Here is a 21,588-nt window from a genome sequence, read left to right as displayed (position 1 = left end):
ACCCTCCAACTCACGAAATTTACAATTTCAAGACTATTGTCCTAATCAGAGAATTGTCAACCCAAATAGGACATCTTCACCGTCTAACCCCAAATTTCTTCCGGACAATGGATCCGCCCGCCCGCGTAACGCACCCCCGGATCGCGATCGGTCGCGAGGAAGGTCGGGCCGTCGAGATCGACGATGTCGCACAGCTGGCCAAGGACGAACGACGGCGCCATCGACAGGCTGCTGCCCATCATATTGCCGACCATCACGTCGAGACCGAGCAGCTTTGCCTGCCGCGCGATCGCCAGCCCCTCGGTCAGCCCGCCGCATTTATCGAGCTTGATGTTCACCACATCGAAGCGGCCGACGAGCGACGCGGTATCGGCGAGCGTCACCGCGCTCTCGTCGGCGACGAAAGGCAGCGGCCGCTTCAATCCGTCGAGATCGGCTTCACGCCCGCGCGCAAGCGGCTGTTCAAGCTGCGCGACGCCATTCGCAACCAGAACCGGCAGCAACTCGCGCAGCGGCACGATGCTATAGCCCTGGTTGGCGTCGACCCCGATCCAGGCGTCGGGCCGCGCGGCGCGGATCGCTTCAACGCGCGCGATGTCCTCGCCGAGATCGCCGGTCAGCTTGACCTTGACCGGCGCATCCGGATCGAGCGCCAGCGCGGCGCGCGCCATCGTCCCCGGCGCGTCGGCACCGAGCGTCAGCGTCGAAAGCAGCGGCTGCGGCGCCGCCAGCCCGGCGAGGTCCCACACCGGTCTGCCCGCCTGTTTCGCCTCGAGCTCCCAGAAGGCGCAGTCGATCGCGTTGCGCGCCCCGCCCGCGGGGAGCAGCTCCTGCAATTGCTCACGGGTTACCCCGGCCTCGATCGCCCCGCGGACGCGCTGCGCCTCGCCCAGCATATGGTCGATGTCGTCGGCGAGATAATAGACCCCCGCCCCCTCGCCGCGCCCGCTGTGTGTGCCATCCGAAATTTCGGCGACAAGCAGCGCGGTCTCGGTGAAGACATGCCCCGAAATGCGGAACGGCTGGTGATAGGGAAAGCGCTCGACCCGAAGGTCGAGCGCCAGTTTCTGCTTGCCCATCGTCGCCATCAATACACCATGTTGAAGCCATAGAGGTGGAAGGCGAGCGTGACCCACACCAGTGGAAGCGCCGCCAGCACGAGCAGCACCGCGCCGAGCTTCATCGTCCAGCGACGCTTGCCTTTGATGCTCTGTCCCAGATGCCACACCGCGGTGACCAGCAGCCCGAAGGTCGCGAGCGGCGTCAGGATACGCAGCAGGTGGATCAGCCAGTCGAGCGGTCCGCCGATGCTGCCGATATCAGCCGAGAAGGCCATGATCAGCCCGATCCAGCCCGCGAGCGCCGCGAGCACCAGCCAGGCGAAGAGCCGCGACAGGCGGTAGGCGCGGCGCGCCTTCCCCTCGAGCGCGAAGTCGGCCTTGAAACTGCGCCGGACCAGCGCGCGCACCGGCCAGGCGAGCGCGGCGAGCAGGACGATGCCCAGCGCGAAGATCAGCGCCGGGTTGAGCCAGGCGGCGTTGGTACCGGCCGGCGCGGGTTCGAACACCATGAACGGCGAGCCGGCATCGACGCTCCACCGCGTCACGCGGCCGTCCTTGACTTCGGCGGCGAGCCGTTCACCGGTGCCGGTGTCGCGCCACACGAACGGCTCGACCTCGACCCAGTCGCGCGCACCGGCGCCAAGGCCGTCGAGCGCCGGCAGGGTGATCTTGCCATCCTCGGTCAGGCCGATCGTCGCCTGTCCGAGCAGCCCGAACAGGCTCATGAAATTGGTGAAGCTGCCGCGGCTGCTTTCGTAATTTCCGACCATCATCTGCGCGTGCGCGGCGGCGGTCTTTGCGTCGACCGTTCCCGGCTTTTCGGTGCCGGGCAGGTAGCGGTCGGCGAATTTGTGGAACAAAGCGCTGCGCACCGCACCCGCGTCGCCCGCCTTACCGGGGCTGTTCATCGAGATATAGACGCCGATGTCGGCATCGGGGAACAGCCACAGATAGGAGTGGAACCAGACGGTGTCGCCGCCATGCGCGATCGCGCGGTGGCCGTTGACCCATTGTTCGTAGAAACCGAGCGCCATGCTGTTGAGCGGGCCGACGCCGGGCGCCTTATAATCGTGCATCATCTTCGCGGTTTCGGGCTTGAGCAGCCCGGCGCCGTCGTTGAGGTGCGCGATCATGAACTTTCCCATGTCGGCGCCTGACGCCGACAAGCTGCCGGCCGGCGCGGGGATCACCATTTCGAACGGCTGCGCCTTGCCGGTCACGTCGGGATAACCCCTCGACATGTGCGGCGCGAGGCTGGCGGGAAGCGGCTGGCGGAACGACGCGTGCGTCATGCCGAGCGGCGCGAAGATATGCTTTTCGACATAGGAGTCGAAATCCTCGCCGCTCTCCCGCTCGACGATATAGCCCGCGAGCGCGGTCGCGTAATTGGAGTAAGCCGGCGTCGTGCCCGGCGCAAAGACGCGGTCGGGCAGCGCCAGCGGCATCTGCTTCTTCAGCGTCATGACCGCCTTGGGATCGCTGCTGATCAGGTAACGCACCGATTCCTGGAAACCCGCGGTGTGCGTCATGATGTTGCGCAGCGTGATCGGCTTGCCCTGATAGGGCGGAATCTTGAAATCGAGATAGGCGTTAACGTCCTTGTCGAGGTCGAGCTTGCCCGCCTCGACCTGCTGCATCACCGCGGTCCAGGTGAACAGCTTCGACACCGAGCCGGGACGGAACAAGGTGGTTTCGGGCAGCACCGGCGCGCGTTTGGCGACGTCGGCGAAGCCATAACCCTTTTCCAGCACGACCTGGCCGTCCTTGACCACGACGACGACCGCACCGGGAATGCGCGCGCGTTCGATCGCATAGGGGAGATAGCCGTCGAGCCAGGCTTCGAGGTCGGCGCGATCAAGCGTCACCGGCGCGGCAGTAGCTTTTACGACCGACGTCGCGGGCGCCGCGACCTTCTTGGCGGGTGGCGCGACCGCCGGCCCCTGCGCCATCAACGGCACCGCCGCGAGCGCGGCCAGTCCGATCATCAGCTTGCGAACGAAACGCATCGCGACCTCCCTTTTGCTGGCGCCCTCACTTAACCTTGCAGCGAGCCGCGCGACCCCTTACCAAGGGACCAACAACTGTTAGCCCAATAGGGACATAATGATCCTGATTAGAAAATTGTCAAACGGCTTGTGGCAACGCTGATGGCGAACCGGACAAAGCCCCCCACGCTGGGCGAGGTGATGCGCGGCATAAGGTCGCGAAATCGCTGGACGCTCAAGGAGATGAGCGCCCAGTCGGGCATCCCCGTATCGACGCTGTCGAAGGTCGAGCACGACCGGCTGACGCTCAGCTATGACAAGCTCCAGCAGCTCAGCCAGCGGCTGAACATGCGGATGTCCGACCTGTTCGCCGAGGATTCGGAGGACGCGTCGCCGCGCCCGACCGGCCGCCGCAGCGTCGGCACGATCGACAATGCGGTGCGCGTCACCACCGACAATTACGACTATCACTACCTTTGCACCGACCTGCGCCAGAAACGCATGATCCCGATCCTGACGCGTATCCGCGCGCACAGCGCGACCGAATTCGGCGAACTGGTCCACCATCAGGGCGAGGAATTCATCTATGTCCTCGAGGGCCGGATGGCGGTGCACACCGAATATTACGACCCGGTGGTGCTCGAAGTCGGCCAGGGCATCTATCTCGATTCGTCGATGGGCCACGCCTATGTCGTCGCCGAGGGATGCGAGGAGGCACTCGTCCTCGGCGTCTGCTCGAGCGCCGACGACGGGCTGATGGATTCGCTGATGAGCCTCCACGGCGAAGGCGAAGGCGGTCTTTGAGCGACCCTGAACGTCCCACGTCCATAGGCGCGGCACGCGGCCGCCGCGCACGCAAAACGAAGGGAAGAGCGACAAACCGATGAGTGCGCCCCCCAAAACGAGGCTCACGGTCGCGGCGGAGGAGGAGATGGCAATCCGCGCCGCGGTTCGCGCCGCCGACCTTTCCCTGCTCGGCGCCAGATATCATCTGGCGGACGCGCGCCATATCGAGGGCCTGATCGCGCTGCTGTCCGATCCCGCCGTCTCCGATCCGATCTATGATCTGCCAAGACCATTCACCCATGATGTCCTATCGGCGTGGATCTCCGATGCGCGCGACAGGCAGGCGCGCGGCGAAGCGATATTGGCGGTCTCGGTGGACGAGGATGGGGACGTCGCCGGATATTCCTATTTCACCGTCTGGCCCGAGCGCTCGGCAGCCGAACTCGCCGGGGCGCAGCGCGCCGATGGACAAGGCCAGGGCCGCGGAAAAACAGGCGCAGCGCGCAGTTTCGGCTGGATGTTCGAGCATCTTGGCGTGCGGTTGATCGGCCTCACCGCGGCCATGGACAATCTGCGGTCGGCACGCGTCATCGAGGCCGCCGGATTCCTGTCGCAGGGCGAAAGACGGAGCGTCCGACCCGACGGATCGATACGCGTGTCACGCTATTGGGAACTCGCGCGCGAACAATGGCGAAGCCGCGGGCAAACCGGCGCTTGACCCGGCGCGGCTGACGGCTTCGAGGAGGTCGGCGGCTCGGTTATCACACGACAACGGGATTCGGGGGATCGGCATGACGGGACGGGACACGCGGACGCGAGGCGGTTTGCTGGCCTCCAGCCGCACACGGCCGGCGATCGCGGCGACGATCGCGGTCGGCGGCTTGCTCGCCATGGGGTGGTATATCGTCAGCGACCGGCAGGAGCCGCAGGCCGCAGCGCCGCTCACGACCGACACCGTCGTCACGGCGCCTGCGGTCCTCACCGGCGGCACGTTCAAGCTTCCCGACGGCAGCGGCGTCACGCTGACCGACGGCGCAATTCTGGAAAACAAGTTCGACGACCTGCAACGCCGCGTCCTTCTCTTCGGCGGTCATGCCCGCTTCGACGTCGCGCACGACGCCGCACGCCCCTTCATCGTCCTCGGTGCCGGTTCGAGAACCACCGCGCTTGGTACGATCTTCGAGGTCGACCTTCGCCGCAGCCGCCCGCGCGTGTCGCTGATCGAGGGGGTGATCGAGGTCGCCTCGCGCAATTCCGACCGCAGCGTCCGCCTGCGGCCGGGCGAGACCGCCGAGGTCGTCACCTCCGACGTCCGGATCCTGCCTTCGATGCGGTCCGCGGCCGGCCCGGTCGCGATCGACGCCGACAGGATGCCGCTCGGCGATGTCGTCGCCCGCGCCAATACCGTGAACGCCGTGAAAATCCGTCTCACCGAACCCGCGCTCGAAGCGATCGAGGTCAGTGGCCGTTTCGATCTTGCCGACCCCGCCGCGCTGGCGCGTGCACTCGCCGCGAAACTCGATCTCGGGGTCGAGATACGCGCCGACGCGATCATCATCGGACCCGCACCCAAAAAACCGGGGAGATAAAAGGCCCCCGCCACTTTCCGCGCGACCTGTCGGGCCGCCCATTCTTCGATCGATCGCTCGGGTTGCGGCTGCAATCGGTGGCCATGACCGCTTGAATATTGGCGGTCGGTCAGGACCGGCAAAACCGCCCGATGCGGTCCAACCAGATTCTGCGCGACGATGCTTGTCTTCGCCCCGACGCGCTGATAGAGGCGCCCATCGTTGCCGCTTTAGCTCAGTTGGTAGAGCACATCATTCGTAATGATGGGGTCACAGGTTCGAGTCCTGTAAGCGGCACCATCGACCCCATAATTCTATGACTCACACCGGAACGCCTCCTCGGACGACCCATAATCGCGACGTCCTTCCGGAGCACTGAAAGCATGCGGTTCCCGCCATGCTTGGACATAGACAGTCGGATAACCCCTGCAAGTCACGCGCCGCTCGAACCGGTTCGATGGGCCATGCGCCAAGATCAGCGCTATTGGCGGTGGAATCGCCCCCCCTCCCCGCCGGAAGACCATTTTGCGCGAAGGATTTGTACGCGAAGGAACGGGTCCGACGTGCGGTTTCCTATTCCCGCTCGCGTCGATCCTCTCGGTCAGGGCCAGCACATCGGCAGGCCCATCCCCCAAGAAAAGCCGGAAGTTGGCGGGTATGGCTCGGCGGAAATATTAGCCCGTTCGGGTGGGCAACAGATATGTGCACATCGCGTTCATCCCTAGTACATTTGTACCAGACGATTGCGAAAATCGCTCATTTTCCGTTATTTTCCAGGGCTTTCGAAGCCCTGGAGCAATGGTGCCCAGAAGAGGACTCGAACCTCCACGACCTTGCGATCGCCAGCACCTGAAGCTGGTGCGTCTACCAATTCCGCCATCTGGGCACGGGGTAGGAGCGGGCGCTTAGCGGCGCGGCACGCGCCTTGTCAACCGCGCTGCCACCGGCTCGCTGCATTTTATCGAAAAGTGGCGCTTTCCGGTGCCGCCGTCCCGCTCTCCCCTTGCCCGCACCATCGCTTCGCGGCATGGGGAGCCAGACGGCGGACGGCGCCGCGACAGAATCATCACGGGCTCATGCGATGCGAAATCTCGACGGACAATTGATCACGGTGCTCGGCGGCGGCGGCTTCATCGGCCGCTATGTCGTCCAGAAACTGCTCGCGCGCGGCGCGCGGGTGCGCATCGCCGAGCGTGAGCCGCGCAAGGCGGTGTTCCTGAAACCGCTCGGCGGGCTCGGTCAAACGCAGTTTGTTGCTGCCGACGTTCGCGACGCCGCCAGCGTGGCGCGCGCGACCCAGGGCAGCGACGCGGTGATCAACCTCGTTGGCAGCTTCGACGACATGGCTGCGGTCCATGCTGAAGGCACCGGCCATATCGCGAAGGCGGCCGCAGCCGCCGGCATCGCGGCGCTGGTCCATGTCTCGGCGATCGGCGCCGACCGCGACGCCGCCTCGGCCTATGGCCGCAGCAAGGGCGATGGCGAGGCGCTGGTCCGCGCCGCCTTCCCCGCCGCGGCGATCCTGCGTCCCTCGATCGTCTTCGGCCGCGAGGACCGCTTCATCAATCGCTTCGCGGGGATGATCCGCATGCTGCCGGTCGTCCCGGTGATCGCGCCGGGTGCGAAGTTCCAGCCGGTCCATGTCGCCGACGTCGCCGACGCGGTGGTCGCGGCGCTCGACGCGGGCGCGGCGGGCCGGACGTTCGAGCTTGGCGGGCCGCAGGTGCTGACGATGGCCGAATTGCAGCGCTGGATCGCCGAAGCGACGGCGCGCAGCCCGCTGTTCGTCGAGGTGCCCGACGCCGTCGCCGCGGCGCTCGCCAGCGGTTTCGGCTGGGCGCCGGGCGCGCCGATCACCAAGGACCAATGGCTGATGCTGCAGCACGACAATGTCGTCGCCGCGGACGCGGCGGGGCTTGGCGACCTTGGCATCGTGCCGGCGTCGCTCGCCTCGGTCGCCGACGGCTGGCTGGTGCAATATCGCCGCAACGGTCGCTTCGCCGAACTCGCCGCACGCTAACCCCTTGCCCGCGCGCCCTCTGGCGCCAATCGCAAAAGCTGTTACTCTGAGCCGGGGTCGCTTCTGCTTTGCGGGGGTGTACGATGAAATATGGGGGGATGGCCGCGCTGCTGACGGCGGCGCTGATTCTGGCTGGCTGCGACAATACGCCGGCCGATTTGCATGGATTGCCGAAGGATGCCGCCGAGCGCGCGACCTTATGCGGTCGTTCGGCGCTGGCCTATGCCGCGGCGGGCAGCGGCAAGGGAGCCGCCGAGGAAAAAAGGCGACAGGAGTTGCTGCAAACCATCGTCGACAAGACGGGTTTCTTCAGCGCCACCGGCCTCGACGATGAAAAGGGCAAGGCGCTGCTCGGCGATATCCAGGACACGCTGAAGGGCGGCAACTGGCTGGGCACGCTCAACCAGTGCAAGGCGGCCTATGCGCTCGGCGACCCCGAGCCGCTACCGAAATTGCCGACCGAGCCGAAGGAAAAGCCCGCGGCCTGCGCCGCGGTCGCGGTCGCCGCGGCGTTCGGCGACGGATCGAGCGACCTCGCGGCGCTCCAGAAAAACGTCCTGATGAACCCGCAATCCTCCTATTTCCTGATCGCCGCGGCGAACCAGGACGGCGGCATGGCGGCGGCGCAGAATGCGATGGCGGGCAAGGTCGAATGGGCGATCGCGTCGGGCGCGGTCGGGCCGCTGACCGACGCCTGCGTCAAGGAATATCCCAAGGCCGCCGCGACCACCGCAGTGACGCTGCCCGCCGACGAAGGCCAGGCGGTCGCCGCGTGCGGCTTCAACGCCGGGCTGCTCGGTACGCTGGAGGGCGAGGAAGGCGCGATGGCGAAGGCCGTCACCAAGAAACTGCAGGACGGCGGCATGATGCCCGACCTCGCGCTCGCCGGCAGCCCGAAGAAGCTGCTCGAACAGGCGCTCGACCTCGGCCCGCCGGCCAATGTGCTGAAAGCCTGCGGCGCGCGGTTCAAATAGCGACTGGCCAAGCCGCACGGCTGTCCTTAGGGCAGAGACAGGACGGGGGCGTCCGACATCGGTCGGGCGCCCCCGCCTTGTTTCAGAGCCATCGTCGCAGGACCCCATGAACGAAATCATCACCGCCATCATCCTCGGCATCGTCGAGGGGCTGACCGAATTCCTGCCGGTATCGTCGACCGGGCATTTGATCCTCGCGACCGAATTGCTCGGTTATAACGCGTCGCGCTGGGCGATCTTCAACATCGCGATCCAGCCCGGCGCGATCCTCGCGATCGTCGTGCTCTACCGGAAATTATTCTGGGAGATGTTCACCGGTTTCTTTCGCCGCGATCCGGTGGCGATCGCCTTCGTGCGCAACCTGGCGCTTGCCTTCGTCCCCGCGGTCGCGCTCGGCCTCGCGCTCGGCGACTATATCGAAGTGCTGCTCGAAAATGCGGTGGTCGTCGCCTGGGCACTGATTATCGGCGGCTTCGCGATCCTGCTCGTCGAACGTTATGCCAAGCCGAAGGAGAGCGGCGGGGTCGCCAATCTGTCGGTGCGCCAGTCGGTGCTGATCGGCCTCGTCCAGTGCATCGCGATGATCCCCGGGGTCAGCCGCTCGGGCGCGACGATCCTCGGTGCGATGTCGCTCGGCGTCGATCGCAAGACCGCCGCCGAGTTCAGTTTCTTCCTTGCGCTGCCGACGCTCACCGGCGCGACGGCACTGCAATTGTTCAAGCATCGCGACGCGATCACGACGAACGACCTCGGCCTGATCGGGGTCGGCGCCTTTGTCTCGTTCATCGTCGCTTGGGTGGTGATCAAGGCGTTCCTCGCGGTGGTGACGCGCTATGGCTTCACCCCCTTCGCCTGGTACCGAATCATCGTCGGCGCCGCCGCGCTGGTTTGGCTGACCGTGAGGTAGGGCCGGACCGGACCTTTTAATGTAAGATAGTTGCGCGGGAGACTTTCTTCTGCTCGACAAGTTCGATATTTAGGTCAGCAATGCTTCCCTATCGTGCATTTCTTGCGTGACATGGGGCATTTGACGATGCAATCGCCCCGCAACGAAGGGGAAATTGCATGGCTGCCGATCGCATGCTCCAGTTTGTGGGGCGTGAACAATCCTATCCCGACAAGCGCTCGGCCGAAGAGCGCGCGCGGGATTTCCGCGAAATCGCCGAGCGCTATGCCGCGCCCGACGCCGATGCGCAGGCCGCGCGCTGTTCGCAGTGCGGGGTGCCCTATTGCTCGGTGCATTGCCCGCTGCACAACCATATCCCCGACTGGCTGCGCCTGACCGCCGAGGGGCGGCTGCGCGAGGCCTATGAACTCAGCAACGCGACCTCGACGATGCCCGAGATCTGCGGCCGCATCTGCCCGCAGGACCGGTTGTGCGAAGGCAATTGCGTCATCGAATTTTCGGGCCATGGCGCGGTGACGATCGGCAGCGTCGAGAAATATATCACCGACACCGCCTGGGCCGAGGGTTGGGTCGAACCCGTGCATCCCGGCAAGCCCACCGGCCAGTCGGTCGGCATCGTCGGCGCCGGCCCCGCGGGCCTCACCGCCGCCGAATATCTGCGCGTCGCGGGGCACGAGGTTCATGTTTATGACCGCCACGATCGCGCCGGCGGACTGCTGACCTATGGCATCCCGGGCTTCAAGCTCGAAAAGGATGTCGTGATGCGCCGCATCGAGCGGCTCGAAGCCGGCGGCATCCATTTCCATCTGGGGTTCGAGGTCGGCGCCGACGCGACGCTCGACGAACTGCGCCGGAAACATGACGCGATCCTGATCGCCACCGGGGTCTACAAGGCGCGCGAGATCGCGGTCCCCGGCAACGAAGCCGCGGGCGTCATCGCCGCGCTCGACTATCTCGTCGCCTCGAACCGCAAGGGCTTCGGCGACGCGGTTCCCGCGTTCGACGACGGCAGCCTGAATGCGCAGGGCAAGCATGTCGTCGTCATCGGTGGCGGCGACACCGCGATGGATTGCGTCCGCACCGCGGTGCGTCAGGGCGCGAAGTCGGTCAAATGCCTCTATCGCCGCGACCGCGAGAATATGCCGGGGTCGCAGCGCGAGGTCGCCAATGCCGAGGAGGAAGGCGTCGAGTTCGTCTGGCTCTCGGCCCCCGAAAGCTTCGCCGCCGACAAGGCGGTCAAAGAGGTCGCGGTCGCGGGCATGCGCCTCGGCGCCCCCGACGCCAGCGGTCGCCGCAGCCCCGAGGCCGATCCCGGCCGCCGGTTCGACATCCCCGCCGACATGGTGATCAAGGCGCTCGGCTTCGATCCCGAGGAACTGCCGCATCTGTTCGGCGCGCCCGACCTCAGCGTCACCCGCTGGGGCACTTTGCGCGTCGATCATCAGACGATGATGACCAGCCTGCCCGGCGTTTTCGCCGCCGGCGACATCGTGCGCGGCGCCAGCCTCGTCGTCTGGGGCATCCGCGACGGCCGCGATGTCAGCGACCAGATGGCGAAATGGTTGAAAGTCCGCGCGGAAAGCGAAATGAAGGCGGCATGACCATCAGGGGAAGGAATCACATTATGTCGACCTGGAAATCCATGCTGCTCGCCGGCACGATCGCTTTTGCGCCGCTGACCGCCCACGCCGCCGCGCCCAAGGAAGCGCCGGCCGCCGAAGTGATCGCGGTCGACGTGCCGGCCGATGATTATGTCGATCCCTCCTCGCCCGAAGGCCTCGCGCAGACCAAGGCCAAGATGCAGAAGGAAATGGATCAGGCCATCGCAATGGTCGAAAAGATCTTCGGCACCGACAAATTGCCGCCGATCGCTCCCGCGCAGCTGGCCATCGCCCAAAAGACGACGGGTGCGCTCGTTCCGACGGGCAGCCTCGAAAAGATGATGGACAATCTTTACGGCAAACTGTTCCGCGGCCTGATGGGCGAGCTTGGCGGCATGTCCGACATCATGCTGTCGTACAAGACCGGCGTGGAAGCCGACAAGATTTCGGCGCTCGACGACGTGACCAAGGAAAAGATCGCCGACATCTTCGACCCGAACCGCAAGGCGCGCGAAGAGCAGATCATGACCAACGTCAAGCCGCTGATCAGCGAAGTGCTCCGCGACCTCGAAGTCCCGATGCGCGAAGGCATGGCGAACGCCTTTGCCCGCAAGTTCAGCGCCGACCAGTTGAACCAGATGAACGCCTTTTTCGCGACCCCGGCGGGCAGCGCCTATGCCAGCGAATGGATGGCGCTTCAGGCCGACCCCGAAATCATCCTCGCCATCATCAAATCGGTGCCGCCGATGGCGAACAAGTGGATCGACCGTGCTCCCGAACTGGAAGGCAAGTTCAAGGACCTGCCGAAAGAGCGGCAGATGGCCGACCTCAGCGACGCCGACCTCACCAGGCTGGCCGGGCTGATGAAGGTCGATGTCCAGACGCTCAAGGACCAGCGTGACCTTTACAAATCGGTCGACGATGCGGCGATGGAGGCGACCGATGCCGCGGCCTATGACGACACTGCCGTCGAGGCCGCTGCCGATGCCGCCGCTGCGGCGGTCGACGCCGCGGGCGACTTCGACGCCGGCTACGACCGCAGCAACTGGTCCGACGCCGATCGCGAAAAGGTCGAGGCGCTCGAAACTGCGGTCAGCGAAGCGACCTCGGCCGCCTATGAAGCCGAGGCCGCCGCCGCTGCCAACGCCCGCAAGAAGCTCGGCCTGCCCGACACCGCCGAATAGGCGCCACAAAACAAGACACCGTCAGGACTGCATGATGACCCACTATCCCACTCCCGAACATGCCCGGCTCGAAGCCGAGGGCATGTACCGCCCCGACATGGAATCCGACGCCTGCGGCGTCGGCATGGTCGCCGCGACCGACGGCAAGGCCTCGCGCCGCGTCGTCGAGGCGGCGATCGAGGCGCTGCGGGCGGTGTGGCATCGCGGCGCGGTCGATGCCGATGGCAAGACGGGCGACGGCGCGGGCATCCACGTCGACCTGCCGGTGCGTTTCTTCGACGATGCGATCGCCGCGTCGGGGCACAAGGCGCTGCCCAATCGGCTCGCGGTCGGGATGATCTTCCTGCCGCGCACCGACCTCGATGCGCAGGAACATTGCCGCACCATCGTCGAATCCGAGATCATCGACGCAGGCTACACCATCTATGGCTGGCGCCAGGTGCCGGTCGACGTGTCGGTGATCGGCGACAAGGCGCAGCGCACGCGGCCCGAGATCGAGCAGATCATGATCGCCGGGCCGCTTCCCGACGCGCAGTCGCTCGCCGAGTTCGAAAAGCGCCTCTACCTCGTCCGCCGCCGGATCGAGAAAAAGGTCGTCGCGGCGCAGATCGCCGATTTCTACATCTGCAGCCTGTCGGCGCGTTCGATCATCTACAAGGGGCTGTTCCTCGCCGAGAGCCTCGCCGATTTCTATCCCGACCTGACGAACAAATTGTTCGAAAGCCGGGTGGCGATCTTCCACCAGCGCTATTCGACCAACACCTTCCCGCAATGGTGGCTGGCCCAGCCCTTCCGCTGCCTCGCCCACAATGGCGAGATCAACACGATCCGCGGCAACAAGAACTGGATGAAGAGCCACGAGATCAAGATGGCGAGCCTCGCCTTCGGCGAGCATTCGGAAGACATCAAACCGGTCATCCCCGCGGGGGCGTCGGACACCGCCGCGCTCGACGCGGTGTTCGAGGCTTTGTGCCGCGCCGGCCGCGACGCGCCGACGACCAAGCTGATCCTCGTCCCCGAAGCCTGGGGTGACGATGCCGAGGTGCCCGATACCCACCGCGCGATGTACTCCTATCTCGCCAGCGTGATGGAGCCGTGGGACGGCCCCGCCGCGCTCGCGATGACCGACGGCCGCTGGGCGGTCGCCGGCATGGACCGCAACGCGCTGCGCCCGCTGCGCTACACGCTCACCGTCGACAATCTGCTCGTCGTCGGCTCCGAAAGCGGGATGGTGCTGCTGCCCGAGGCGAGCATCCGCAAGAAGGGCCGCCTCGGCCCCGGCCAGATGATCGCGGTCGATCTCGACGAAGGCACGCTCTACGAAGACCGGGCGATCAAGGACAAGATCGCCGGCGCGCACGACTATGCGTCGCGGGTCAAGGGTTTCCGCAGCATGGCCGACCTGCCCAGGGGCGGCAAATCGACCCTGCCCGCCTTCGACCGCAGCGAGCTTTTGCGGCGCCAGGTCGCCGCCGGGCTGACGATGGAGGATATGGAGCTCATCCTGTCGCCGATGGTCGAGGATGCCAAGGAAGCCATCGGATCGATGGGCGACGACACCCCGCTCGCGGTCATCTCGGACAAACCACGCCACGTCGCGCAATTCTTCCGCCAGAATTTCAGCCAGGTCACCAACCCGCCGATCGACTCCCTGCGCGAACGGCATGTGATGAGCCTCAAGACGCGCTTCGCCAACCTCGCCAACATCCTCGATGAAAAGGGCCAGAGCGATCATGTCCTCGTCATCGACAGCCCCGTGCTGGTCGGCGACGACTGGGACCGGCTGCGCGCCTATTTCGGCGATGCGGTCGCCGATATCGATTGCACCTTCAAGGTCGGCGGCGATGCCTCGACCTTGCGCGAAGCGATCGCACGCGTCCGCCGCGAGGCCGAGGATGCGGTGCGCGCCGGGCGCAGCGAATTGTTCCTGAGCGACGAAAAGCTCGGCGAAGGCCGCGTCGGCATCGCGATGGTGCTCGCCGCCGCCGCGGTCCACACCCACCTCGTTCGCAAGGGGCTGCGCAGCTACGCCTCGATCAACGTCCGCTCGGCCGAGGTGCTCGACACCCATGCCTTCGCGGTGCTGATCGGCGTCGGCGCGACCACCGTGCAGGCCTATCTGTCCGAAGCCGCGATCGCCGATCGCCAGGCGCGCGGACTGTTCGGCAGCGAACTGGCGCTCGACGACTGCCTGAAGCGGTTCCGCAAGGCGATCGACGACGGGCTGCTCAAGATCCTCGCCAAGATGGGGATCGCGGTGATCTCCTCCTATCGCGGCGGCTATAATTTCGAGGCCGTCGGGCTCAGCCGCGCGCTCGTCAACGACCTCTTCCCGGGTATGCCTGCGAAGATCTCGGGCGAAGGCTATCAATCGCTCTTCATCAACGCGACCGAGAAGCATGAGGCGGCGTATGACAAGCGCGTCACCACCCTGCCGATCGGCGGCTTCTATCGCCAGCGCGCCGGCGGCGAGACCCACGCCTATTCGGCGCAGCTGATGCATCTGCTGCAGACCGCGGTCGCGACCGACAGCTACTCGACCTATCTCCAGTTCGCGCGCGGCGTCGCCGACCTGCCGCCGGTCTATCTGCGCGACCTGATGGAGTTCAACTATCCGGCGCAGGGCGTCGCGCTCGACAGCGTCGAGGCGATCACCGAAATCCGCAAGCGCTTCGTCACCCCCGGCATGTCGCTCGGCGCGCTGTCGCCCGAGGCGCATGAAACGCTGGCGATCGCGATGAACCGCATCGGCGCGAAAGCCGTGTCGGGCGAAGGCGGCGAAGCGAGCGAACGCTACCAACCCTATGCCAATGGCGACAATGCCAACAGCAACATCAAGCAGATCGCCAGCGGCCGCTTCGGCGTCACCGCCGAATATCTCGGCGCCTGCGACGAGATCGAGATCAAGGTCGCACAGGGCGCGAAGCCCGGCGAGGGCGGCCAGCTGCCCGGCTTCAAGGTCACCGAATTCATCGCCCGGCTGCGCCACTCGACCCCGGGCGTGATGCTGATCTCGCCGCCGCCGCACCATGACATCTATTCGATCGAGGATCTGGCGCAGCTGATCTACGACCTCAAGCAGATCAACCCGCGCGCGCGGGTCTGCGTGAAGCTCGTCTCCAGCGCCGGCATCGGCACGGTTGCCGCGGGTGTCGCCAAGGCGCACGCCGACGTCATCCTCGTCTCGGGCAACACCGGCGGCACCGGCGCCTCGCCCCAGACCAGCGTCAAATACGCCGGCACCCCGTGGGAAATGGGCCTCAGCGAAGTCAACCAGGTCCTCACCCTCAACGGGCTGCGCCACCGCATCCGTCTGCGCACCGACGGCGGGCTCAAGACCGGGCGCGACATCGTCATCGCCGCGATCCTCGGCGCCGAGGAATATGGCATCGGGACGCTCAGCCTCGTCGCCATGGGCTGCATCATGGTGCGCCAGTGCCACAGCAACACCTGCCCCGTCGGCGTCTGCACGCAGGACGAAAAGATGCGCGCCAAGTTCACCGGCAGCCCCGAGAAGGTCATCAACCTGATGACATTCATCGCCGAGGAAGTGCGCGAAATCCTCGCCAAGCTCGGTTACCGCAGCCTCGACGAGGTGATCGGCCGCACCGAATTGCTGCGTCAGGTCAGCCGCGGCGCCGAACATCTCGACGACCTCGACCTCAACCCGATCCTCGCCAAGGTCGACGCCCCCGACAACGAGCGCCGCTCGCACGGCCTGCTCCGCAACCCGGTGCCCGACAGCCTCGACGCGCAGATATTGAGCGACGCCAAGCCCTTGTTCGAGCGCGGCGAGCGGATGCAGCTGACGTACAATGTCCGCAACACCCACCGCGCGGTCGGCACCCGCCTGTCGGCCGAAGTCACCGCGCGCTTCGGGATGAAGGGTCTCGCCGACAATCATGTCCAGGTCCGCCTGCGCGGCACCGCGGGCCAGTCGCTCGGCGCCTTCCTGTGCCAGGGCATCAGCCTCGAAGTGTTCGGCGACGCCAACGACTATGTCGGCAAGGGCCTGTCGGGCGGCCGCATCATCGTGCGCCCGACCGTGTCGAGCCCGCTGGTCAGCCAGCACAACACGATCGTCGGCAACACCGTCCTCTATGGCGCGACCGCAGGCACCCTGCTCGCGGCGGGGCAGGCGGGCGAACGCTTCGCGGTGCGCAACTCGGGCGCTAACGTGGTCGTCGAGGGCTGCGGCGCCAACGGCCTCGAATATATGACCGGCGGCATCGCGGTGATCCTCGGCACCGTAGGCTCCAACTTCGGCGCCGGGATGACCGGCGGCATGGCCTTCGTGCTCGACGCCGACGACCATTTCGAACGCCGCGCCAACCCCGAATCGATCGTCTGGCAGCGCATCGAAAGCCGCCATTGGGAAGGCGTGCTCAGGGCGCTGGTCGAGGATCATGCCAAGGCCACCGGCAGCAAATGGTCGAACGAGGTGCTCGCCGACTGGGACCGCTGGCTCGGCCAATTCTGGCAGGTGTGTCCCAAGGAAATGGTCGGCCGCCTGTCGCACCCCCTGCGCGACGAGGAAATGGCGGTCGTGGCGGCGGAGTAGAGTCCGTCGCCCCCGCCTATGCGGGGGCGACGTTTTGTCGCATCGCCGTCTCATCCCACCGCATCCCCCGCCATGTTCAGCCCAGCGAAAGCGTTGTGTCCCCATACACCGCGCTTTCGCTGACCCCGCACCCTTCCCGGAAAGGAAGATGCCGATGACCCGCTGGACCCCCAAACTCGCCCTGGCCGCCCTCCCCCTGCTCGCCATCGCCGCGCCGCTTCCGGCGCAGGCCGCCGATGTGCGCGATACCGCCGCGACGCTGACCGATCCTGCCGAAGCTGACCGCATGGCCGACACTGTGACGATCCTCGTCGATGCGCTGATGCGCACCAACATCGGCCCCCTCGCCGAGGCGATCGCGCGCGTCGATCCGGAGTCGGACGCAGCTTATATTCCCCATGATGCAACTTTGGGCGAGGTTACGGGCAGCAACCCCGACGCCGGCAAGCGCATGGGCGACGACGTCCGCGCCACCTCGCGCATGGCGGGCCAGCTCGCGACGACCGCTGCTGCTTATGCCCCGGTTCTCAAGGATATGGCGCGCGATCTCGCGGCGCAATGGCAACGCGAACGCGACGCCGCGCGCCGCTGATCCACAGCCTGCGGCGCCGCAACGCACCATAGCCGTTGCGCGCCGCGCCCCCCTGCCGCTATGCCCACGCCATGTGGCAACTTTACCAATATCCGCTCTGCCCCTTTTCGCGCAAAATCCGCCTGCTGCTCGGTGAAAAGGGCGTCGGCTACGATCTGGTGCGCGAATCGCCATGGGAGCGCCGCGACGAATTCATCGACCTGAATCCGGCCGGGCGGACCCCGGTCATGGTCGACGCCGCCCGCGGGCAGGTGCTGATCGACAGCATGGCGATCGCCGAATATTTCGAGGAAACGGTCGAGGGCAAGGCGATGATCAACGGCACCGCCGCCAATCGCGCCGAAATCCGCCGCCTCTCGGCCTGGTTCGACCAGGATTTCTATTATGAGGTCACCGGACCTTTGCTGTTCGAACGGATGCAGAAACGCATCGTCCACCGCCAGCCCCCCGACGGCGGCGCGCTGCGCGAGGCGATGAAGGCGGCGAACCAGCATCTCGATTATGTCGATTATCTCATCGACCACCGCACCTGGCTCGCCGGCGCGACGATGAGCCTCGCCGACCTCACCGCCGCCGCGCATATCTCGGTCGCCGACTATCTTGGCGGTATCGACTGGACCGGGCATGAGCAGACGAAGGGATGGTATTCAGGGCTGAAATCCCGCCCCTCGTTCCGCCCCCTGCTGGCGGAGCGGATGGAAATCGTGACGCCGCCGAAATATTATGAGGATGTGGACTTCTGACGCGGCGAGGACGTCGGTGTTCCCCGGCGAAAGCCGGGGTCCATGCCATGTAGCGCTGCGCGATCCGGGCCCCGGCTTTCGCCGGGGAACACGAACTCAGCAGCTCTTATATTTCCAGTTGCGGTCCTTGCCCTGGGCGACCTGCGCGACGATCGTTTCGATGCGCTTGATGCGCGTTTCCTCGCGCTTCGCCTCAAGCACCCATTCGATATAGTCGCGGCGCTTGCCCGGCGAAAAGGCATCCCAATGCCCCTGCGCCGCGGCATTGGCCCCCAGCGCTGCGCCAAGGTCGTCGGGCAGGTCGAGCGCCGCCTTGGGTTTCGGCGCCGGACGCTTGGGCTTGCCCTCGACGCATAGCGCCGCCGCCTTGGCGATATAGGCCGCCATCACCTCGTCCGACGGCAGGTCGGCCAGCGTCGCCAGCCGTCCCATGCTCCCCATCGCATCGGTATCGCGCGACGATCCGGTGACCTCTTCGTCGCGCCAGAAACCGAAGGTCGCATGGCCCTTGAACGCCGCCATGCCCGCGAGGTTCTGTCCGCCCAGCGTGAAATGCGGCACACCCCATTTCAGCGTTTCTTCGGCGCCGGGCACGTGCGCGTGCACCAGTTCGCGCAAATGGATCAGGATCGGCTGCGCGAAAGGCTGCCGCGCGGCGATATAGGCATCGACGCGCGGGTCGCGGTTCATCCCGGCCACCGCGCGGTGACGAGGTAATTGAGCGCCTCGCTGCCGCCGAGCTTGAAGCCTTTCGCCGCCGACGGCGACAGCCCGGTCCGGTCGATGACCTCCAGCCCCGCGCCTTCCATCAGTTTCGTCAATTCCTCGGGCTTCAGGAACTGGTCCCAGTCGTGCGTCCCGCGCGGCACCGCGCCGACGCGTTCGGCCGCCTCGACAAGCAGCAGTTTCGACAGCATCGTCCGGTTCGGGGTCGACAGGATCATCAGCCCGCCGGGCGCGAGCCGCGCCGCCAGTTCGCCGATAAATGCCGCCGGGTCGGTGACATGCTCGACGACCTCCATCGAGGTAACGAGATCGAAGGTCGCCGCCGGCAACGCCGCCAGTTCGCCCGCAAAATAGCGGATCGCCAATCCCTGCCCCGCCGCATGCTCCTGCGCCGCCGCGATATTTTCGGGTGCCGCGTCGACCCCCGTCACTCCGGCGCCCATCCGCGCCAGCGGTTCGGCGAGCAGCCCGGCGCCGCACCCGACGTCGAGCGCGCTTTTGCCGAAAAGCGGGCGCCGCTCGCGCGTGTCGCCGTGCCAATGCGCGTCGATCTGGCTGCGGATATAGGACAGCCGCACCGGGTTCAGTTTATGCAGCATCGCCGACGACCCATGCGGGTCCCACCAGTCGGCGGCGAGCGCCCCGAAATGCGCGGCTTCGTTCGGGTTGATCGTGGCGGTGCTCATGGCCGTTGATGTGGCACCGGGGCATCACCGGCGCAAGAAATTCTATCCGCCGTGTGCGTTGCCGGTCTTGCCTTCCCCCGCCCCCTTCCCTAACAGCCGAGCGCCGCAAAATTGTACGAATGTTGCGGTGGAAACCAGTTTCTTGAAAGCGGGGCGAGATGGCGCGGATCGTGATGAAATTCGGGGGCACGTCGATGGCGGGCACCGAACGAATTCGCACCGTGGCGAAGCTCGTCGCGCGCGAAGTCGCCAACGGCAACGAGGTCGCCGTCGTCGTTTCCGCCATGGCCGGCGAAACCGACCGCCTCGTCAATTTCTGCCGCGAGGCGAACCCGCGCTACGACCCCGCCGAATATGACGTCGTCGTCGCGGCGGGCGAACAGGTGACCTCGGGCCTGCTCGCACTGACGCTGCAGGCGATGGGCACCCCGGCGCGCAGCTGGCTCGGCTGGCAATTGCCGATCCGCACCGAGGAAGCGCATGCCCGCGCGCGCATCATCGATATCGACACCGGCGCACTCGGCGCCGCGATGGCGCGCGGCGAGGTCGCGGTGATCCCGGGCTTCCAGGGCATGATGGACGACGGCCGCATCTCGACGCTCGGCCGTGGTGGCTCGGACACCAGCGCGGTCGCGGTCGCCGCGGCGCTCAAGGCCGATCGCTGCGACATCTACACCGACGTCGACGGGGTCTATACCACCGACCCGCGCATCGTCGCGCGCGCGCGCAAGCTCGATTATGTGACCTATGAGGAAATGCTCGAACTCGCGAGCGTCGGCGCCAAGGTGCTCCAGACGCGCTCGGTCGGGCTCGCGATGAAGATGGGCGTGCGCGTGCAGGTGCTGTCGAGCTTCGTCGAAGGCGACGAAGCGCCCAAAAAAGGCACGATGATCGTCAGCGACCAGGAAATAGAGGAACATCAGATGGAACGGCAGCTGATCACCGGCATCGCCCACGATAAGAATGAAGCGAAGATCATCGTCACCCGCGTGCCCGACAAGCCGGGCGCGGTCGCCAACATCTTCGGCCCGCTCGCCGCCGCCGGGATCAACGTCGACATGATCATCCAGAACGTCGGCCGCGAAAAGGGCGAAACCGACGTGACCTTCACCGTGCCCGGCACCGACCTCCTCCGCTCGATCGACCTGCTCGAAGCGTCGAAGGACAAGATCGGCTTCAACCGCATCATCAGCGACGACAAGGTCGCCAAGATCAGCGTCGTCGGCGTCGGCATGAAGAGCCATGCGGGCGTCGCCAGCACGATGTTCCGCGCCCTCGCCGACCGCGGCATCAACATCCAGGCGATCTCGACCAGCGAGATCAAGGTCAGCGTGCTGATCGACGAGGACGAAACCGAACTCGCGGTGCGCGTGCTGCACACCGCCTACGGGCTCGACGCCGACTAGAGATTGCCCAAGACCCTATTTTTGACGGTCATCCCGGCGAAGGCCGGGATCTCACCGTCGCGTTTCGATGCACCGTTGAGATCCCGGCCTTCGCCGGGATGACGGGGTGGGCTTTAGGCACCATCGCAAGCCTACTCGGCAGCGACCGCTATCGATGCCTCATCCCCCGCCATCCGCCGCAGCCGCGCCTGGCCGATGAAATGCACCACAGCGATGTGGACCGCGAACAGGCCGAATTTCGACGCCAGCGGAAATATCCCGATGAACAGCGGCCACCAGGCGGTGAAGAAGACCGCGATGATCAGGTTGAGGCCCGCGCTCAGGAACATCAGCGCCGCCCAGATCATCCCGAACCGGTCCATGACATCGCCGACCAGTGCCAGCTGTTCAGGCAGGATATAGCGGTTGAGCCAGCCGCGGCGCAGCATCACCGTCCCGACGACCAGATAGACGATCGTGGGCTTTGCCATCACGAAACGCGGGTCGCCGGTGAAGAGCGTCGCCGCAGCGGTGAGGAGCACCGACGCGAGGCTGATCCACTGCAGCGCCGCGACCTTCTTGCCGCGCGCCAGTTCGTAACCGACCACCGCAAGCGCCACGATGGTGCCCGCGATCGTTGCAACCATAATATCCGCGCCAGCGACAAGCAGCACCGCAAAGACGAGCACGCCGAGCGAGTCGAACAGCATCGGTCCGAGAGCGTAAAGCAAGGTTTTCATCCGCCAGTCCCTTTCGCCTCAATATTTCCACTGTCAATATTGAGGCGATGCCACACGCAAGTCAAGCAT

The 21,588-nt window shown here is 65.9% G+C and carries 17 protein-coding genes and 2 tRNA genes; 13 read left to right on the top strand and 6 right to left on the bottom strand.

Going from position 1 to position 21,588, the window contains the following annotated elements; all coding sequences use genetic code 11:
* Nucleotides 1-83: 83 nt before the first annotated feature.
* The gene (locus AC07U1_RS11460; RefSeq protein WP_495176434.1) at nt 84-1,088 is read right to left on the bottom strand and encodes a dipeptide epimerase; all 1,005 of its coding nucleotides are present in this window, start codon (nt 1,086-1,088) and stop codon (nt 84-86) included.
* Entirely contained in the window at nt 1,088-3,067 is a 1,980-nt protein-coding gene (locus AC07U1_RS11455) for a serine hydrolase domain-containing protein (RefSeq protein WP_495176435.1), read from the bottom strand. Before AC07U1_RS11455 ends, AC07U1_RS11460 begins: the two co-directional genes overlap by 1 nt.
* A gap of 141 nt (nt 3,068-3,208) precedes the next feature.
* On the opposite strand from AC07U1_RS11455, the gene AC07U1_RS11450 reads away from it, so the two are divergent.
* The 4 genes from AC07U1_RS11450 to AC07U1_RS11435 all read left to right on the top strand — a co-directional run bounded on the left by AC07U1_RS11450 (nt 3,209) and on the right by AC07U1_RS11435 (nt 5,700).
* Nucleotides 3,209-3,850, top strand: coding sequence for a helix-turn-helix domain-containing protein (locus AC07U1_RS11450; protein WP_187140263.1), 642 nt, complete (start codon nt 3,209-3,211; stop codon nt 3,848-3,850).
* Between the two features lie 127 nt (nt 3,851-3,977).
* Nucleotides 3,978-4,550 (top strand): GNAT family N-acetyltransferase, encoded by a 573-nt coding sequence (locus AC07U1_RS11445; RefSeq protein ID WP_495176436.1) that lies wholly within the window; start codon nt 3,978-3,980, stop codon nt 4,548-4,550.
* A 73-nt stretch (nt 4,551-4,623) separates the two neighbouring features.
* On the top strand, nt 4,624-5,421 hold the full coding sequence (locus tag AC07U1_RS11440; protein WP_495176437.1) for a FecR family protein: 798 nt from the start codon (nt 4,624-4,626) through the stop codon (nt 5,419-5,421).
* Nucleotides 5,422-5,624: 203 nt separating this feature from the next.
* Nucleotides 5,625-5,700 (top strand) — tRNA-Thr (locus tag AC07U1_RS11435).
* A gap of 499 nt (nt 5,701-6,199) precedes the next feature.
* Here the strand turns inward: AC07U1_RS11435 and AC07U1_RS11430 are convergent.
* Nucleotides 6,200-6,286: transfer RNA gene (locus AC07U1_RS11430), tRNA-Leu, on the bottom strand.
* A gap of 195 nt (nt 6,287-6,481) precedes the next feature.
* Here AC07U1_RS11430 and AC07U1_RS11425 point away from each other — a divergent pair.
* From AC07U1_RS11425 to AC07U1_RS11390, 8 genes are all read left to right on the top strand, one after another.
* Nucleotides 6,482-7,420, top strand: a complete 939-nt coding sequence (locus AC07U1_RS11425; protein ID WP_495176438.1) for a complex I NDUFA9 subunit family protein — start codon at nt 6,482-6,484, stop codon at nt 7,418-7,420.
* Nucleotides 7,421-7,503: 83 nt separating this feature from the next.
* Nucleotides 7,504-8,394 (top strand): hypothetical protein, encoded by an 891-nt coding sequence (locus AC07U1_RS11420; RefSeq protein WP_495176439.1) that lies wholly within the window; start codon nt 7,504-7,506, stop codon nt 8,392-8,394.
* A 106-nt stretch (nt 8,395-8,500) separates the two neighbouring features.
* Entirely contained in the window at nt 8,501-9,301 is an 801-nt protein-coding gene (locus tag AC07U1_RS11415; RefSeq protein ID WP_495176440.1) for an undecaprenyl-diphosphate phosphatase, read from the top strand.
* Nucleotides 9,302-9,459: 158 nt separating this feature from the next.
* Nucleotides 9,460-10,902 carry an NAD(P)-dependent oxidoreductase gene (locus AC07U1_RS11410; RefSeq protein WP_495176441.1) on the top strand — a complete coding sequence of 481 codons (1,443 nt, stop codon included), beginning with the start codon at nt 9,460-9,462 and terminating at the stop codon, nt 10,900-10,902.
* A gap of 23 nt (nt 10,903-10,925) precedes the next feature.
* Complete coding sequence (locus tag AC07U1_RS11405) at nt 10,926-12,086, top strand: DUF2059 domain-containing protein (RefSeq protein ID WP_492740356.1); 1,161 nt, start codon at nt 10,926-10,928, stop codon at nt 12,084-12,086.
* Nucleotides 12,087-12,117: 31 nt separating this feature from the next.
* On the top strand, nt 12,118-16,647 hold the full coding sequence (gene gltB, locus AC07U1_RS11400; protein ID WP_495176442.1) for a glutamate synthase large subunit: 4,530 nt from the start codon (nt 12,118-12,120) through the stop codon (nt 16,645-16,647).
* A gap of 154 nt (nt 16,648-16,801) precedes the next feature.
* Nucleotides 16,802-17,239 carry a hypothetical protein gene (locus AC07U1_RS11395; protein ID WP_495176443.1) on the top strand — a complete coding sequence of 146 codons (438 nt, stop codon included), beginning with the start codon at nt 16,802-16,804 and terminating at the stop codon, nt 17,237-17,239.
* Between the two features lie 71 nt (nt 17,240-17,310).
* Complete coding sequence (locus AC07U1_RS11390) at nt 17,311-17,982, top strand: glutathione S-transferase family protein (protein WP_056346654.1); 672 nt, start codon at nt 17,311-17,313, stop codon at nt 17,980-17,982.
* Between the two features lie 96 nt (nt 17,983-18,078).
* Here AC07U1_RS11390 and AC07U1_RS11385 read toward each other — a convergent pair whose 3' ends face one another.
* Together AC07U1_RS11385 and ubiG are read right to left on the bottom strand one after the other, a co-directional pair.
* Nucleotides 18,079-18,672, bottom strand: a complete 594-nt coding sequence (locus AC07U1_RS11385; protein WP_495176444.1) for a YdeI/OmpD-associated family protein — start codon at nt 18,670-18,672, stop codon at nt 18,079-18,081.
* Nucleotides 18,669-19,394, bottom strand: a complete 726-nt coding sequence (gene ubiG, locus AC07U1_RS11380) for a bifunctional 2-polyprenyl-6-hydroxyphenol methylase/3-demethylubiquinol 3-O-methyltransferase UbiG (protein WP_495176445.1) — start codon at nt 19,392-19,394, stop codon at nt 18,669-18,671. Before ubiG ends, AC07U1_RS11385 begins: the two co-directional genes overlap by 4 nt.
* Nucleotides 19,395-19,552: 158 nt before the next feature.
* On the opposite strand from ubiG, the gene AC07U1_RS11375 reads away from it, so the two are divergent.
* Complete coding sequence (locus AC07U1_RS11375) at nt 19,553-20,800, top strand: aspartate kinase (protein ID WP_492740361.1); 1,248 nt, start codon at nt 19,553-19,555, stop codon at nt 20,798-20,800.
* A gap of 131 nt (nt 20,801-20,931) precedes the next feature.
* Here the strand turns inward: AC07U1_RS11375 and AC07U1_RS11370 are convergent, their stop codons facing one another.
* Nucleotides 20,932-21,519 carry an inner membrane-spanning protein YciB gene (locus tag AC07U1_RS11370; RefSeq protein ID WP_495176446.1) on the bottom strand — a complete coding sequence of 196 codons (588 nt, stop codon included), beginning with the start codon at nt 21,517-21,519 and terminating at the stop codon, nt 20,932-20,934.
* Between the last annotated feature and the right edge of the window lie 69 nt (nt 21,520-21,588).

The organism is Sphingopyxis sp. GW821-FHT02C12, from assembly GCF_059421785.1.
The sequence above is the reverse complement of the archived record's forward strand: the minus strand, read 5'-3'. Positions and strand labels throughout refer to the sequence as shown.